Below are 15,691 nucleotides of genomic sequence, written 5' to 3'. Positions count from 1 at the left end.
GGCAGGATGGGAGGGTGAATGAATTTACGGCACCCCGTCAGCAATCAACCACCGAGTCACCGCGGTTAGCGCCCCGCCACCCGTGGAACCGCTATGTGGCCATGGGTGACTCCTTCACCGAGGGGATTGGCGATCCCGAACCCAGCAGCCCGGGCGGTTACCGCGGCTGGGCGGACAGGGTCGCCGAGGAGCTCAGCCGCGACCAGGACGACTTCTGCTACGCCAACCTGGCCATTCGCGGCCGGCTCCTGGGTCAAATCCTGGGTGAACAACTGGAACCGGCACTGTCGCTCAAGCCCGACCTGATCAGCATCTCCGCCGGCGGCAACGACCTGATCCGGCCAGGCTCCGACCCTGACATCCTAGCCGAGTCGCTGGATGCGGCCGTCGCCACAATGACAGCGGCCGGCGCCACCGTGTTGTTGTTCAACGGCCCGGACATCCGCGACACCCCCGTGCTGGGCAAGGTGCGCGGGCGGGTGGCCATCTACAACGAGAACCTGCGCACCATCGCCGCACGGCACGACGCGATCGTGGCCGACATGTGGTCCCTGCGCCAGCTGAACGACCCGCAAATGTGGGCTGGCGACCGCCTACACTTCGCCCCGCTGGGCCACCACACCATCGCCATCATGGCCTTGAATGCGCTGAACGTCCCCCACACGCTCGTCCCGCGCCTGCCCACCCCGCTGCCCCCGCAGAGGTGGCAGACGGCGCGGGCGGGGGACCTGGTCTGGGCCAGAGAATTCTTGGTCCCGTGGGTGCTGCGCAGGCTGCGGCACCAGTCTTCCGGAGACGGCATCACACCCAAACGCCCCATCCCGGGGCCGGTCTTCGGGCCCGGGGTGCTGCCCGGGGTGCTGCCCGGGGCCAACGACTAGGCTCCGCCCGCGAGCCGGTTTTTCACAAATGCCGCACCCGTGCGCACTGCCTAGGCCCGATGGCGGGCCACGTGTTCGGCTGGGCTTTCTGCTGGGCGTGCCGCGGCCAGTTCGACTGGGGCTAGATCGACGGCGGCCCGTTCGACGTCGGCCAACGTGCCCTCCGGGGACTCTGCCAAGCCCGTGTGCTCCACGTTCAGGGACTGGCCCTGGCCCTTCCGCCGGAACAAGAGTGCAGCAAGGACCGCCCCGAAGGCGAAGAAGCCGGCCCCACACCAGTACGCGACCGTGTAGCTTTGGACGGCGGCTTGGGCGGCGATCTCCGCAGTCGGCGGCACATGCGCGGCCAGGTAGCTGGTGGCCGCCGTGGCAGCCAAGGTGTTTAGCAGTGCTGTACCGACGGAACCACCCACCTGCTGGCTCGTGTTGACCAGGGCCGAGGCGACGCCGGCAAACTCGCGGTCCACGCCGTAGGTGGCGGTCTGGATGGCCGCCGGCATGACCGCGCCAATGCCAAAACCGATGATCATCAGCGGCGGCAGGAGGTCACCGGCGTAGCTGCTGGTGAGGTTCAGGTGGGTCAGGTAGGCCATGCCCCCTGCGGAGAGGGCCATGCCGATGGGGACAATGATCTTGGGCCCGAACCGTGGCAAGAAGATGTTGGTGGACAGCTGCGCGGCCAGGACCAGCATCCCGATCATGGGCAGGAAGCCGATGCCCGTCTGGATCGGTGAATAGTTCAGGGACGTCTGGACGTAGTAGGTGACGAACAAAAAGATGCCAAACATGCCGGCACCGGCGATCAGGACCGAGGCGTAGGCGGCACCACGGTTGCGATCAAGCACAATGTGCAGCGGGAGGATCGGGTGCGCGGCGCGGCGCTGCCACAGCACGAACGCGACCATCAGCACCACCGCCGCGACGAGCATTCCCCACGTCGCCGGCGCATGCCAGCCGTCGGTTTCGGCATTGGAGAAGCCGTAGACCAGGCCGAACAAGGCGGCGCAGACCAACGCCGTGCCGGGGATGTCTAACTTGGGGCGGGGACCGTGAACGGTTGTGTGGCTGAGGAAGATGCTGGCGCCGATCACAGCGAAAACGGCGATGAAGACGTTGATATATAGGTTCCAGCGCCAGTTGAAATCTTCGGTGAGGAACCCTCCCAGCAGGAGCCCGAAGGCGCCGCCGGCTCCGGCAATGGCACCAAAGACGCCGAAGGCCCTGGCCCGTTCCTTGGGGATGGTGAACGTGGTGGTCAACACGGCCAGGGCCGTGGGCGCCAGCAGGGCACCGAACATTCCCTGGATGGCACGGGCCAGAACAAGCATGCCGAAGCTGCCTGCCGCGCCACCCAGCGCGGAGGCGCCGGCAAAACCGATCAGGCCGATGATGAAGGTCCGTTTTCTGCCCAGCAGGTCAGAGAGTCGACCGCCCAGCAGCAGCAGGCTGCCAAAGGCCAGCGAGTAGGCCGTGATCACCCACTGACGCTCCCCATCGGTGAACCCAAGATCCCGTTGCGCCGAGGGAAGCGCTATGTTCACCACCGTCGTATCCAGCACCACCATGAGTTGGGCGAGAGCTACAGTAGTCAGCGTCCACCAGCGCCGTGCAGTGACCGCCGGGGCACTGGCCCCGTCATGGGGAGCAGTTGGCATGTGCGTCATAAAGTGCACACTAGTGGCGGCTATGGAGTGATGGACAAGGTAAAGTCTGCGAATTTCCTGTCAATTTTCCGTGCCGCGAAACCCCAGCCGGCGATGGGGCCGCAACGTCGCAAACGCACCCACCAGCGTTCAGGCCAAGATCTGCTTTCAAGACTAAGATGGGAAGAAGCGCGAACATTCTGCGCTTCGAACTTAGAAGAGGTGTGTTGTGCTTAGTGTGCTCAACCTAGTGTCGGCCGGTGACGTGGCCGCGTCATCTTCGAGTTCTTTCTCGCTCCAGCCGTGGTTCATTTTCATCATCATCGGCTTGGCACTCTTTTCAAGTTTCGTCAGGGCCGCAGGCCGGAAGAAACGGGCACGGGACTCTAACCCGTATGGCCCGCCTTCTCCCACCGGACAGCCCGGCGTCGCACACCAGGCAAACCAGACCCCCTACTCAGGTACCCTGCTCAACGGTGTCCCGATGAAAAATTACGACAGTTCGCACGGGCACCAAACCACCGGGTTCGCCAACGAGCGGATGCGGGCCGAGGCCGAGCTCAAGCGCCAGCTGGACGCCCTCGACTCCGCCCGCCGCAGCGGCCAGGTCACGGCCGAACAGTACGCCATCCACCGCGAAGCGATCTTCAAGGCGTTCTAAGCGGCACCGGGGTCTACTGCGCGAAGAAGGACTCCCGCAGCAGATCCCCCACAGTCCCTACCTCGGTCAAGAACCCGTCGTGCCCAATGGCGGAGTCGATGTTGTGCACTTTTACGTCCCCGGGCAGGGCCGCGGCCAGTTCCTGTGACTGGGACGGGAAGTACAGCCTGTCGCTGCTAACGGCGGCAACAAGGAACTGCACCCCTTCGGTCCGGGTCAGGGCCTGCGTCAAGGTACCGCGGCCGCGCGTCACATCATGGCTCATCAGGGCCTCGGTGATGACAATGTAACTGTTGGCGTCAAAACGGCTCACCAGTTTGCGTGCTTGGTGGTCAAGATAGCTTTCCACCTGGTAGCGGCCGGCAAAGGAACCTCCCACCACCGGGCGAAGCCGCCCGAGGTGCAGCGGGTTTTCACCGTCCTGCGCGGCCCGCCCAAAGCGTTGTTCCATCTCCGTTTCGGAGCGGTAGGTGATGTGGGCGATCCGCCGGGCCAATCCCAAGCCCGAGGTGGGTGCTGCGCCGTCGTAGTAGTCCCCGCCGGCGAAATGGGGGTCCTGGCGGATGGCCAACACCTGGGCCTGCGAAAACGCTATCTGCTCGGCGGTGCTTGCCGCGCAGGAGGCCACCACCGCGCACCGTCGCACTCGTTCCGGGAACGTCACCGCCCATTCCAGCGCCCTGGCCCCGCCCATGGACCCGCCAATGACCGCGTGCCATGAGGTGATGCCGAGCCTGTCCGCCAACCGCGCCTCCGCCACCACGGAATCGCGGATGGTGACCAAGGGGAACCGGGAACCGTAAGGTGCACCGTCGGCGGCAATGCTGGAGGGTCCGGTGGTGCCGTAGCATCCGCCGAGCATGTTCGCCGCCACCACAAAGTACTTGTCCGTGTCGATGACCTCGCCCGGCCCAACCAGGCCCTCCCACCAACCGTCCTCCTCGGAGTCACCTCGGCTGACATGGGTGCTGCCGGTCAGCGCGTGCTGGATGAGCACTGCGTTGGTGCCTGCCGCGTTCAAAACACCCCAGCATTCAAACGCCAGGGTGACGGTCGGCAACTCCCCGCCCGCCTCCAGCTCAAGGGCGCCGATGTCCACGGAGCGCAGCACACCGCCGCCCTGTCCCACAGCCGCAGACCAGGGCGCACTGGCCGGAATTGGTGTTCCGGTTCCTGCCTCAGGGGAGCGCACATTCACCTCCGCCGCCGTCGGACTTACCGGTGTCACGCTGATTTTGCTGCGCGAAAACCGGCTTCAAGGTCGGCGATGATGTCCTCCACGCCTTCGAGGCCCACGGAGAGGCGCACCAGTCCGGGGCGAACTCCGGCGGCGAGCTGCTGCTCGGGTGAGAGTTGCGCGTGAGTGGTCGACGCCGGGTGGATCACCAGGGAGCGCACGTCACCGAGGTTGGCGACGTGCGAGTGCAGTTCCAGTCCGTCAACGAAACGCTTGCCAGCCTCCGCGCCGCCCACGATGTCAAAAGCGATGACTGCGCCGGTGCCCTTGGGGCCGTATTTGCGGCCCCGCTCAAACCACGGGCTGGACGGGATGCCGGCGTAAACCACGGATTCCACGTTCTGATTGTTTTCAAGCCACTGTGCCACTGTGACGGCGTTGCTGACGTGGCGTTCCATGCGCAGGCTCAGTGTCTCAATGCCCTGGGCGATGAGGAAGGCGTTAAACGGGGCAATGGCTGAGCCAAGGTCGCGCAGTAGCTGCACGCGGGCCTTGAGGACGTAGGCCAGATTCGCGCCCAGGGCACTGCCGACGCCAAGGTCTCGAGCGTAGACCAGACCGTTGTACGTCTCATCCGGGGTGTTGAAGCCGGGGAACTTTTCCGGGTCCGCTGCGAAGTCGAACTTGCCGCCGTCGACAATCACCCCGCCAATGGCCGTGCCGTGTCCGCCCAAGTATTTGGTGGCGGAGTGGATGACAATGTCCGCACCCCACTCTAGGGGGCGGATCAGGTACGGGGTGGCCAAGGTGTTGTCGACAATCAGCGGCACGCCTGCTTCATGGGCGATGGCGCTGATGTTTTCCAGGTCCAGCACGTCCTGGCGCGGGTTGGAGACGGTCTCGCCAAAGAACGCCTTGGTGTTCGGCTGGACGGCTGAGCGCCATTCATCCAAGTTGTCCGGGTCCGAGACAAAAGTGACGTCGATGCCCAGCTTCTTCAAGGTGTGCGCCAAGAGGTTGAACGTGCCGCCGTACACGCTGGGGCTGGAGACAATGTGATCCCCGGCCTGGGCCAGGTTCAAGATGGCGAAGGTGGTGGCGGCCTGGCCTGAGGAGAGCAGCAGGGCGCCGACGCCGCCTTCCAGGCTGGCGATGCGCTGCTCAACGGCATCCTGGGTGGGGTTGCCGAGGCGGGTGTAAATCGGTTCCAGTTCTGTCAGGGCAAACCGTGCCGCGGCGCTCTCGGTGGACGGGAACACAAAGGATGTTGTCTGGTAGATCGGCAGGGCGCGGGCACCGGTGGTGACATCCGGCTCCTGGCCTACGTGGATCTGACGGGTTTCAAATGACCAACCGTTACTCATGAATGGATTCCTTCACAGTAGAGGCCTGCAACAATGGCCCACCTTGGCCCCAAAGGGGAAGATGAGCCGTGCGGCCCGCGCTTGCACCGAAACCGGGCGGTTCGGTACCAGGTCTTCACCCGGGGCACCCCACCACGGTGGAGGGTTGCCGGTCAGCGAGCCGGGGCAAATCGCTGACACTCATGACCTATCTCCAGTGTGGAAGAAAGCTAGTGAGGGAGCAAGAATATGACGTGTTTATGACTTTTGGCGAATCACTGATTGAAATTTTGGGCAGAACCTGAGATATATCGAATTATTGACTGACGGGCTGGCGGTCCCGCCCTATTTTCCCAGACCTGCCCGGCGCAGGGCCTCGGCCATGGCCGTGTTGGCCGACGGCGGGGCTGTTGCCGCACGCGGTTGACGGGCTGGCTGGGCGCTAGGGCGAGACTGGCCGCCCGCCCGGGGTGGGGTGCGCGCCGACTTCCCGGAGCCGGCGTCGTTCCCCTTCCGCTCACCTGCCTCGCGGGTGCGGCCGGTGCCCGGCGCCGACGTGACCTGATCGTCAAGGCGCAAGGTGAGGGAAATCCGTTTGCGCTCGGGCTCCACCTCCAGGACCAAGACCCGGACCACCTGGCCGGATTTAACCACGGCATGCGGGTCGGAGACAAAGGAGTTGCTCAGGGCGGAGACGTGGACCAGCCCGTCCTGGTGCACGCCGATGTCAACGAACGCGCCAAAGGCCGCCACATTGGAGACCACCCCTTCCAGGATCATGCCGGGGCGAAGGTCGGTGATCTTCTCAATGCCTTCGGCGAACGTGGCGGTTTCAAAGCGGGGGCGGGGGTCGCGGCCGGGTTTTTGTAGCTCGGCCACAATGTCCTTGACGGTGGGCAGACCAAAGCTGCCATCGACAAACTCGCCCGGGTTGACGCTTGCGGCTGCACCCACCCCTCCGGAGATCTCGGCGGCCTGGGCACCCACGGAGGTGAGGATCTTCCGCGCCAGCCCATAGGCCTCCGGGTGGACGCTGGAGGCATCGAGAGGCTCCGAGCCGCCGGTGATGCGCAGGAACCCGGCGCATTGCTCGAAGGCCTTCGGGCCCAGCCGCGCCACCTTCAGCAGGTCCCGCCGCTTGCTGAACGGGCCGTGCTGGTTCCTGTGGGCCACAATGTTCTCGCTCAGTAACGGCCCCACCCCTGCCACCCGCGAGAGCAGCGCCGGGGAAGCCATGTTCAGGTCCACACCCACGGCGTTCACGCAGTCCTCGACGACGGCGTCCAGGGAGCGTTCCAGCTTGGCCGGGGTGAGGTCGTGCTGGTACTGGCCCACACCGATGGACTGGGGATCGATCTTGACGAGTTCAGCCAACGGGTCCTGCAGGCGGCGGGCGATCGAGACGGCCCCGCGCAAGGAGACGTCCATGCCGGGCAGTTCGGCGCTGGCCAGGGCCGACGCCGAGTAGACCGAGGCGCCGGCCTCGGAGACTACCAGTTTGGTCACCTTCATCTTGGGGTTGCTGTGCTTGAGTTCGGCCAGCAGTTCCGCGGCCAGCTTGTCGGTTTCCCGGCTCGCGGTCCCGTTGCCGATAGCCACCAGTTCCACCTGATGCTTGAGCGCCAACGCGTGCAGGGTGGCGAGGGCTTCATTCCATCGCTTGGCGGGGGCGTGCGGGTAAATCGTGTCGGTGGCGACCACCTTGCCGGTGCCGTCAACTACGGCCACCTTGGTGCCGGTGCGCAGGCCCGGGTCTAAGCCCAGGGTTGCCTTGTTTCCGGCCGGTGCCGCCAGCAGCACATCGCGCAGATTGGCGGCAAAGACGCGCACCGATTCCTCCTCGGCGCGTTGGAACATCCGGACCCGCAGGTCCACGGAAAGCCGGGTCAGGATGCGGGTGCGCCAGGCCAAGCGGGCACTTGTCATCAGCCAGGTGTCCGCAGCACGGCCGGACTCGCTGATGCCCAGGGAATGAGCCACGGCGTTTTCATAGGCGGCGCGGGCCTGCGCGTGCGCGTCGGCGTCGCGGGTGTTGGCCTCAGCCAAATCCAGTGTCAGCACGCCCTCCTTTTCGCCGCGCAGCAGGGCCAGAACCCTGTGACTGGGCAGCGTGTGGGGCGGTTGGGAAAAGTCAAAGTAGTCCTTGAACTTCTCACCCTCAGCGGTCTTGCCGGTTTTCACTTTCGAGCCCAGCCGGCCCGTCTTCCATAGCCGTTCCCGAAGCTCCCCCACCAGCGCCGCGTCCTGCCCTGCCCGCTCAATCAGGATGGCGCGGGCACCGGCCAGCGCATCGTCGGGGCTGGGCACGCCCTTGGCAGCGCTAACGTAGGCGTCGGCGGCCACGCCGGGGGTCAGTGCCGGGTTAGCCAGCAACACGTCGAGGAGAGGTTCCAGCCCAGCTTCACGGGCGGCGTCGGCCTTGGTTTTGCGGGTCGACTTGTACGGCAGGTAAAGGTCTTCCAGCTCCGATTTGGTGGCAGCGGCGTCAATGGCGGAGCGCAGCACGGCCGTGAGCTTGCCGAGTCCGTGGATGGTTTCCAAGACCGCCAGGCGCCGGGCCTGAAGCTCGCGGAGGTAGCGCAGCCGCTCCTCAAGGTCACGGAGCGCGGTGTCGTCCAGGGTCCCGGTGGCCTCTTTCCGGTACCGGGCAATGAAGGGCACGCTCGCGCCGTCGTCCAGCAGCCCAATGGCGGCGCGGACCTGGGCCACACGGACTCCCAGCTCTGCGGCAATGGCCGTGGCTATACGCGTCTCAATGGTGGCGGCGTCGGGTCGGATCAGGGCGGCAGCAGAATCAGTCACAGGGTCAATTCTGCCCCACATTCCTGACCGCGGGGGCACCCAGGTCACAGGACATCCCACCAGGCTTAGGGAACGCTAAGTCGAGAGCCGCATCACAAAGTGCCAAGATGATCCTATGCGAATGGATCATGTCTCTTACGCCTGTGAATCAGATGGATTGGCTGCCACCACGGAGCGAATCGCAACCGCCCTCGGGGTCGATGCAGTACGCGGTGGAATACACCCGCGCTTCGGCACCCGCAATATGATTATTCCCCTCACCGACCACCACTATGTGGAAATTGTTGAGTGCCTGAACCACCCGGCATCGGACAAAGCGCCGTTCGGTCAGGCCGTCAAGGCCCGCTCCGCAGCAGGTGGCGGCTGGATGGGCTGGTGCGTCGCCGTTGAGGACCTGACCCCGTTCGAGGACCGGCTGGGCCGCAGCGCAGTCCCCGGCAACCGCAAGTTCCCCGACGGCCAGGAACTTATCTGGCAGCAGATCGGCATCAAGGGTCTGATCGCAGACCCGCAGGTGCCCTACATGCTCAAGTGGGAGGGCGACCCGGCACTGCACCCCTCACTGGCCCGCCCTTCCTCCGTCCGTCTGGCGTCTCTGACCATTGCCGGCAGCGCCGAACGTGTCACCGAATGGTTGGGCGAACCGGTTGAACGCCCATTGGATGACGTCTCCGTCGAGTGGATTGCCCCCCGCGGCACCCCCGGCATCATGAGCGTCACCTTTGAAACGGCCAACGGCCAGGTCACCATCTAGCTCATCTGGCTTGAGCCAGCAAGACGGCACCCTCCCCTTTGTGGGACGGGTGCCGTCTTTGTTTGCGCCGAGGTAGCCGGTCCGCGCCGAAACCCGCCCGGCTACGGAGCGTTCTCGGCGTGGACCGGCTACTTCGGCAAAAAACTCCCAAGAACGACGGCGGATCAGCCGCCGGAGCCCACGGTGCAGGCTTTAGACATCGAATTGCAGGTTCCCACCCGTCATCTCGGCAATGGCGGACTTGATCGTGGAACTCCAGGCCGGCGCCTCGTGCAGCGCCAGCAGTATCAACTTCATAAGTGCGGTCTTTTTGTGCGTTTGCGCCCACGAGTTGGCAGTGACGGCTTCGTAGGCCGTCAGCTCATGCGGTTCCGGTTCAGACATTGAGATTTTCATAGTCCTTGGACAGGAACGCCCCCAGCGTGTGCGCCAAGAGCCCGGCACCCCAGATCAACGGCATGCCAAACAGCGCACCCTGCCATGCGGCGTCGAACCTGTCCGCGTTCCCGACGGCCGCCAATATGGCTGCATGCAGCCCATAGCTGCCATTCACCAAAAGCTAGGTCAGGACGTGGACTGGCTAGCTACCCGAACCCCAGCGCGGGGCCCAGCGTGAAGGCGGCGACGTCCACCAGCGAATGCGCCACCACCAATGGCATGATGCGGCCGTATTTCTTGTACAGCCAGCAGAACAACAGCCCCATCAAGAAGTTGCCCACAAACGGCCCAAAGCCCTGGTACAGGTGGTAGCTGCCGCGGATCAGTGAACTGGTCACCGCCGCAGCAAGGGGCGAGAACCCGATCTTCTCCAGCCGCCCCAGCAGGTAGCCCACCATGATGACCTCCTCCAGCAGCCCGTTATGGACGGCGGAGAGGATCAGCACCGGAATGGTCCACCAGTACTGGTTCAGTGCGCTGGGAATGATCTCCGTGGTGACACCCAGTGCCCGACCCGCCGCGTACAGCCCCAGCGACGGCACGCCAATGACGACCAGCAGCCCCAGCGCGCCCAACCCGTCCCGGAGCGGATGCCTGAAATCGAGCCCCATGCGCCGGAACACCGATTTTCCGGGCGCTGCAAGCAGGTAAAACACCAAGAACACCGGCACTACCGCAAAGAAGATGCCCAGGAGCTGATAGGTGAGATCGAAGTATTCGCGGCTGCTTTGCACCGAGTTTAGTGTGGAGGTACCCGCCGACAGCGGCGCCGCCGTCATCTTCTGGATCAAGGACACCACCGAGTACACGGCGGATTGCCCCAACGAGAGCCCCAGGACCAGCAGCACCTCAAAGATGAGCCGCTGCCTGGACTTCGCTCCCCACCTAAAATTTACGACGCCGGCCCCACCCGAAGGCGCGGATGCGCCGGCATCGTGCGTGGCTGGCGTGAACGGTTTCTCACTCATGCACTAAATCATGCCTGTTCTTGGGGAGATATTGCGCCAGGCTGGCTTAGGCTCTTGGCTATGAGTGCCCCACGCCAGATCATCATGGTCCGCCACGGACAGTCGGCCGCCAACGTCGACCAGACCCTGTACAACAGGATTCCCGACTACCGCATCCCGTTGACCGAACAGGGCGTGGCGGAGGCGAAGGTTGCCGGTGAGCAGATCAGACGCCAGCTGAACGGGCAAAAGGTGTGCGTCTACGTTTCACCCTATTTGCGGGCATACCAAACCTTGGAGGCCCTGAATCTAGGTGATCTGGTGGAGCGCACCCTTGAGGAACCACGGCTGCGCGAGCAAGACTGGGCGAACTTCCAAAACCCCGCCGAGATTGCCGACCAGAAGGAGCTGCGGAACGCGTACGGGCACTTCTTCTACAGGTTTCGCGAGGGCGAATCAGGCTCCGACGTCTATGACAGGGTGACATCGTTCCTGGAAACCCTGTACAGGCATTGGTCCAAGCCGGACTATGAGCCCAACACGTTGTTGGTGACGCACGGGCTGACCATGCGGCTTTTTTGTATGCGCTGGTTCCACTGGTCGGTGGAGTACTTCGAGTCGCTGAACAACCCGGGCAACGCGGAGGTGCGGGCACTGGTGGCCGGCGCCACTGGCTACAGCCTGGACAAGCCCTTTAAACAGTGGACCCCGGCCTACCCAACCAAGACGGTGCTGGACGCACCCGAGCACCTTTGGTAGCCGACGGCCATCGCGGCCGCGCGTTTCATTACGACACATTTCACTGGCCTAATTGGGAAACTTGGGGCAGGTAAGGGTAGCCTAGGCAAAGCAGGGGCACACCTCTGCAAGAAGCTCTAGCCACACCGGAGTACTTAGGTGCTAGCAACATTTGTCATCGGCCTGCGTGAAGGCCTTGAGGCAGCTCTCATCGTGGGCATGATCGCAGCATTCCTGCGACGCAATGGATCCTCGCTCAAGCCCATGTGGCTGGGTGTGGGGGCAGCCATCTTGCTCAGTGCCATGGTGGGCATCACCTTAGAAGTGGTGTCCGCAGCCATGCCGCAACAGCAGCAAGAGGCCATGGAGACAATCATCGGCGTGGCTGCTGTGGTGATTGTGACCTTCATGGTGCTGTGGATGAGCAAGAATGCGCGCACCATGAAATCGGTGCTGGAAACCCATGCGGGATCCGCCCTCAAGGGAGGATCGATTCTTGCCCTGGCAGGCATGGCATTCCTGGCGGTACTGCGCGAGGGCGTGGAGACCGCCGTCTTCATGGTTGCGGCGTTCCAATCCTCACTTGATCCGCTGGCGGCCGGCGGCGGGGCAGTCCTGGGCCTTGCCATAGCTGCCGGCATCGGCTTTCTGTTGTTCCGTGGCGCCATCAAGATCAACTTGGCAAAATTCTTCACGGTAACTGGCGCTTTCCTGGTGTTCGTCGCCGCCGGCCTGGTCATGAAGTCCCTGCGCACAGCCCACGAGGCCGGCTGGCTGAACATCGGCCAGGACGCCACCGTCAGTCTTGCCTGGCTGGCACCGAATGGCAGCGCACGCGCGGCCATTTTGACGGGCGTCTTCGGCATCCCCAATGACCCCCGCGCCGTTGAGCTCCTTGGCTGGGCACTGTATTTGATCCCCATGCTCGCGTTTGTCCTGTGGCCGCGAGCCTGGCGCCCCAACGCAGTAAGGCTCCCCCGCATTCAGTTCGCCGCTGCGGCAACCCTTGGCGCAGCGGCAATCGCGCTAGCAGTTTTCGCCCCGCTAACAGTGCCAGCGGCCCCCTCTGCAACAACGACGACGCCGGTGCTCACCTCCAACAACCAAGCGTTCGGCACGCTCCGCCTGACCCCCGGCGCTGACCCCAACTTGCTGGTTTCGGCGGACGGCGCGGAAACCTCACACATCCTGACCAGCCACGGCGCCCAGTCCCACGCTGGGCGGTCCGCCACCGTCTACACAGCCGACGTCGGCACGGGGACCGCGCAAGAGCCAGACAACCTCTCGATCACCGATCTTGCGGCCTTGAACGGCGGACGCCTTCCCGTCGGCATCAGTTCCAGCAGCAACCCCGGCCCCTTTGCCGCGGACTGGCATCCCCAGGGTGAAATCACCGTGTGGGTTGTTGACGGTGTCATACTCGACGCCGTGAACACCCAAGGCGCCACGCTCACCTTGAGCGGCGGTGGATTGGCCACCTCCCGGACCATGGCAGTAGCCTCCGACGGTGCCTGGCGTGTACCTGACGGTCACGTCCACAGCGTGGCCACCGAACTCAGCGCCTACGACAGCGCCCGGACTGAAATTGTCCTGTGGAGCGTCTACCTGCCTTTGGTTTTCACTCTTGCCGCTTTCGCCCTGGTCAGGGCCGGCCGCCGAAACCGCCGGCAACTGCTGGCCACGGCACCTTCGCCCTAGCACCGCGCTTCCCCTGCACAGAGCACCCCACATCCGACACCCATCATCATCACAAGGACCCACATGCCTACCTCGACTTCCCGCGCCATGTCCCTTCCCTTCGTCCCCGGCATTGTCGCCGGAACCGCCATTTTGGCGCTGGCATTGACCGCGTGCGGTGGCGCCTCGAGCTCTGGTACCGCCGGCGGCGCCACTGGCAGCAACGGGGCCGCCGCGTCTGTGAGTAACGGTGCAGCCCAAGTCGCCATCAGCGTCGAAAAGGTCGACGGCGAAGACCAGTGTGTACCCAACTTCAGTTCTGCACCTGCCGGGCCCGTAACGTTTACGGTTTCCAACAAGGACTCCTCCGGGGTCAGCGAAGTGGAGCTCCTGAGCGACAAGCGCATTCTGGGCGAGCGTGAGAACGTCATCCCGGGTTTGAAAGCAGTCAGCTTCACTGTGACCCTTAACGGTGGAAGCTACCAGATCTACTGCCCCGGAGCCGGCACCGAGAGCAAGCCGTTCACCGTCACCGGCGGTGCCACGGCCGGCGCTGCCAGCTCAATCACCGATCAGCTCAAGGCTGGCACTGAGGGGTACGCCAAGTACGTTGCGGGCCAGGTGGATTCCCTGGTCCTGGCGGTCGCCGATCTAAAGACCTCCGTGGATGCCGGGGATGTCGCGGCAAGCCAAAAAGCGTATGCAGCGGCACGACCGTTCTTCGAAAGGATCGAACCGGTTGCCGAGAGCTTCCCCGATCTTGACCCCGTGCTCGACTTGCGCGTGGCCGACGTCGAACCCGGAGCCACCTGGACCGGTTTTCACCCGTTGGAGAAGGACTTGTTTGAAAGCAAGGCCATCACCGAAGGCACCAAGGTCCTTGCCGCCGGGATTGTCACGAATGTGGGCACCCTCAAGACGCTGACGGATGAGTTGGCCGCCGCCGACGGCTACAAGCCCGAGGAACTGGCCAACGGCGCCAGTGGACTCCTGGAAGAAATCCAGTCTTCGAAGATCACGGGCGAGGAAGAGGCTTACTCCAATCTGGACCTGGTTGACTTCGTGGCCAACATTGAGGGCTCGCAGCAGGCGTTTGAGTACTTGAAGCCAGCCCTGACCCAGATCGATCACGCCCTGACCACGCAAATCTCAACCCAGTTCGACACCGTCAACAAGGCCTTGGCTACGTACGTCGACCCCGATGCCTTGGGCGGTTACAAGCCCTACACTGCGGAGTTGAAGGCATCGGAGGCCACAGCGCTGACACAGCTGATCCAGTCGTTGCAGGCCCCCCTTGCCAAGATCGCTGAAAAGGTTGCCACAGTCTAAATGAGCGATGAACAGCCCGCCGATTCACTCTCCCGCCGCCGCTTCTTTGGTGGTGCCGGTTCCGTTGCCGTGGCTGGTGCAGGTGGTTTGATAGCCGGCACCGGCGGCGCCGCCGTGGTGGGTGGCGCACTGGCAGATGAGCAGGCAACGGACCCGGCAACCGACGTCGAACGTCTCCAAGCCACCAGCGCTACCTTAAGCTACCCCTACTACGGGGCACATCAAAGCGGCATAGACACACCCCCACAAGACCACTTGGTGTTCACTGCTTTTGACCTGAGCGCAACCACCGCCACCGAGCTTCAGCTGGTGTTGGCAAAGTGGTCGGCGGCTATGGCGCAGATGACGGCAGGGCGCCCCGTGGGCAAGGTGGAACCCACCCGGGAACATGGGATTCCCGTTGACACGGGTGAGGCCTTCGACATGGGCACGCAGGGCCTGACACTGACATTGGGGTATGGCCCGTCACTTTTCGATGACAGGTTTGGGCTGGCCAAGTTCAAGCCGAAGGACTTTGCCGACTTGCCGGCCATGGCCGGAGAAGCCTTGGATCCGGCCTATACGGGCGGCGATCTGTGCATCCAGGCCTGCGCGAACGATCCGCAGGTGGCCTACCACGCTGTCCGGAACCTGGCCAGAATGGCCAGGACCTCAGTCAAGACACGGTGGACAGTACTGGGCTTCGGCCGGGCGTCGGCAGGCCCCCACCAAAAGACACCCCGCAACCTGATGGGATTCAAAGACGGAACACGCAACGTCAGCGGTGAGGCAGACTTCGCGGAGCACGTGTGGGCGGGCGATGAAGCACAACAACCGTGGATGAACGGTGGCAGTTACCTGGTTGCCCGCAAAATCCACATGCTCATTGAGACCTGGGATGAGGACCCGATCGGCGATCAACAAAGCATCTTTGGGCGCACCAAGCAAGAGGGGGCACCGCTCTCGGGGCAGTCCGAGCACGACGTCCCGGACTTCCATGCCGCGGTGGCCGGCAAGCCCGCCATTGCCCCCGATTCGCACATTGCCTTGGTCGCCCACGAAAACAATGCCGGCACCAAGATCTTGCGCCGGGGCTACAACTTCACCGACGGGCTGGATTCAGTGGGCCGTCTTGATGCCGGGCTCATGTTCATCAGTTTTCAAAAAAACCCTGAACAGTTTGTGTCCCTGCAACGCAAACTCGGGTCCTCGGACAGGCTCAACGAATATATCCGCCATGTCGGTTCCGGCGTGTTTGCCGTCCCGGGCGGTCTGCCCGAATCGGGAAGCTACTACGGTAAGGAATTCTTCGCCTAGGCGGC

Annotated in this window: 14 protein-coding genes and 1 riboswitch; of the genes, 7 read left to right on the top strand and 7 right to left on the bottom strand. The window is 63.9% G+C overall.

The genetic code is table 11. The features are described from left to right. The first annotated feature begins 101 nt into the window (after positions 1-101). On the top strand, positions 102-881 hold the full coding sequence (locus tag AOC05_RS03415) for an SGNH/GDSL hydrolase family protein (protein WP_231687216.1): 780 nt from the start codon (positions 102-104) through the stop codon (positions 879-881). 50 nt (positions 882-931) lie between these two features. On the opposite strand, the gene AOC05_RS03410 is transcribed toward AOC05_RS03415, so the two are convergent. Continuing rightward, positions 932-2,545 (bottom strand): MFS transporter, encoded by a 1,614-nt coding sequence (locus AOC05_RS03410; protein ID WP_082357729.1) that lies wholly within the window; start codon positions 2,543-2,545, stop codon positions 932-934. A gap of 463 nt (positions 2,546-3,008) precedes the next feature. On the opposite strand from AOC05_RS03410, the gene AOC05_RS19255 reads away from it, so the two are divergent. Continuing rightward, positions 3,009-3,185 (top strand): hypothetical protein, encoded by a 177-nt coding sequence (locus AOC05_RS19255; RefSeq protein WP_157374885.1) that lies wholly within the window; start codon positions 3,009-3,011, stop codon positions 3,183-3,185. A gap of 13 nt (positions 3,186-3,198) precedes the next feature. On the opposite strand, the gene metX is transcribed toward AOC05_RS19255, so the two are convergent. The 3 genes from metX to AOC05_RS03390 form a co-directional block, all read right to left on the bottom strand. Beyond that, positions 3,199-4,344, bottom strand: a complete 1,146-nt coding sequence (gene metX, locus AOC05_RS03400; protein WP_062009283.1) for a homoserine O-acetyltransferase MetX — start codon at positions 4,342-4,344, stop codon at positions 3,199-3,201. Between the two features lie 65 nt (positions 4,345-4,409). After that, entirely contained in the window at positions 4,410-5,726 is a 1,317-nt protein-coding gene (locus AOC05_RS03395; protein WP_062005699.1) for a bifunctional o-acetylhomoserine/o-acetylserine sulfhydrylase, read from the bottom strand. A 72-nt stretch (positions 5,727-5,798) separates the two neighbouring features. Next, a riboswitch (SAM riboswitch) is annotated at positions 5,799-5,914 on the bottom strand. A gap of 136 nt (positions 5,915-6,050) precedes the next feature. Next, positions 6,051-8,528, bottom strand: coding sequence for a Tex family protein (locus tag AOC05_RS03390; RefSeq protein WP_062005697.1), 2,478 nt, complete (start codon positions 8,526-8,528; stop codon positions 6,051-6,053). Between the two features lie 94 nt (positions 8,529-8,622). Between AOC05_RS03390 and AOC05_RS03385 the strand changes: the two genes are divergently transcribed. Next, a complete protein-coding gene (locus AOC05_RS03385; protein WP_062005695.1) occupies positions 8,623-9,261 on the top strand; it encodes a VOC family protein in 639 nt (212 codons plus the stop codon). Between the two features lie 192 nt (positions 9,262-9,453). Here the strand turns inward: AOC05_RS03385 and AOC05_RS03380 are convergent, their stop codons facing one another. From AOC05_RS03380 to AOC05_RS03370, 3 genes are read right to left on the bottom strand one after another with little or no spacing between them, the layout of a single operon-like run. Next, positions 9,454-9,645 (bottom strand): hypothetical protein, encoded by a 192-nt coding sequence (locus AOC05_RS03380; protein WP_062005693.1) that lies wholly within the window; start codon positions 9,643-9,645, stop codon positions 9,454-9,456. Next, positions 9,638-9,814, bottom strand: coding sequence for a hypothetical protein (locus AOC05_RS03375; RefSeq protein ID WP_197277894.1), 177 nt, complete (start codon positions 9,812-9,814; stop codon positions 9,638-9,640). The genes AOC05_RS03380 and AOC05_RS03375 overlap by 8 nt, the downstream gene beginning before the upstream one ends. 31 nt (positions 9,815-9,845) lie before the next feature. Then, the gene (locus AOC05_RS03370; protein WP_082357728.1) at positions 9,846-10,667 is read right to left on the bottom strand and encodes a CPBP family intramembrane glutamic endopeptidase; all 822 of its coding nucleotides are present in this window, start codon (positions 10,665-10,667) and stop codon (positions 9,846-9,848) included. Positions 10,668-10,727: 60 nt separating this feature from the next. Between AOC05_RS03370 and AOC05_RS03365 the strand changes: the two genes are divergently transcribed. The 4 genes from AOC05_RS03365 to efeB all read left to right on the top strand — a co-directional run bounded on the left by AOC05_RS03365 (position 10,728) and on the right by efeB (position 15,686). Further along, complete coding sequence (locus tag AOC05_RS03365; protein ID WP_062005689.1) at positions 10,728-11,405, top strand: phosphoglycerate mutase family protein; 678 nt, start codon at positions 10,728-10,730, stop codon at positions 11,403-11,405. 138 nt (positions 11,406-11,543) lie between these two features. Continuing rightward, positions 11,544-13,082 carry an iron uptake transporter permease EfeU gene (gene efeU, locus AOC05_RS18710; RefSeq protein WP_082357727.1) on the top strand — a complete coding sequence of 513 codons (1,539 nt, stop codon included), beginning with the start codon at positions 11,544-11,546 and terminating at the stop codon, positions 13,080-13,082. A 63-nt stretch (positions 13,083-13,145) separates the two neighbouring features. Beyond that, complete coding sequence (gene efeO / locus AOC05_RS03355; protein WP_231687170.1) at positions 13,146-14,390, top strand: iron uptake system protein EfeO; 1,245 nt, start codon at positions 13,146-13,148, stop codon at positions 14,388-14,390. Then, entirely contained in the window at positions 14,391-15,686 is a 1,296-nt protein-coding gene (gene efeB, locus AOC05_RS03350; RefSeq protein ID WP_062005685.1) for an iron uptake transporter deferrochelatase/peroxidase subunit, read from the top strand. Positions 15,687-15,691: the final 5 nt, after the last annotated feature.

The organism is Arthrobacter alpinus (genome assembly GCF_001294625.1).
Lineage (GTDB): Bacteria > Actinomycetota > Actinomycetes > Actinomycetales > Micrococcaceae > Specibacter > Specibacter alpinus_A.
Note: the sequence above shows the minus strand (reverse complement) of the source record. Positions and strands in the feature narration are given on the sequence as shown.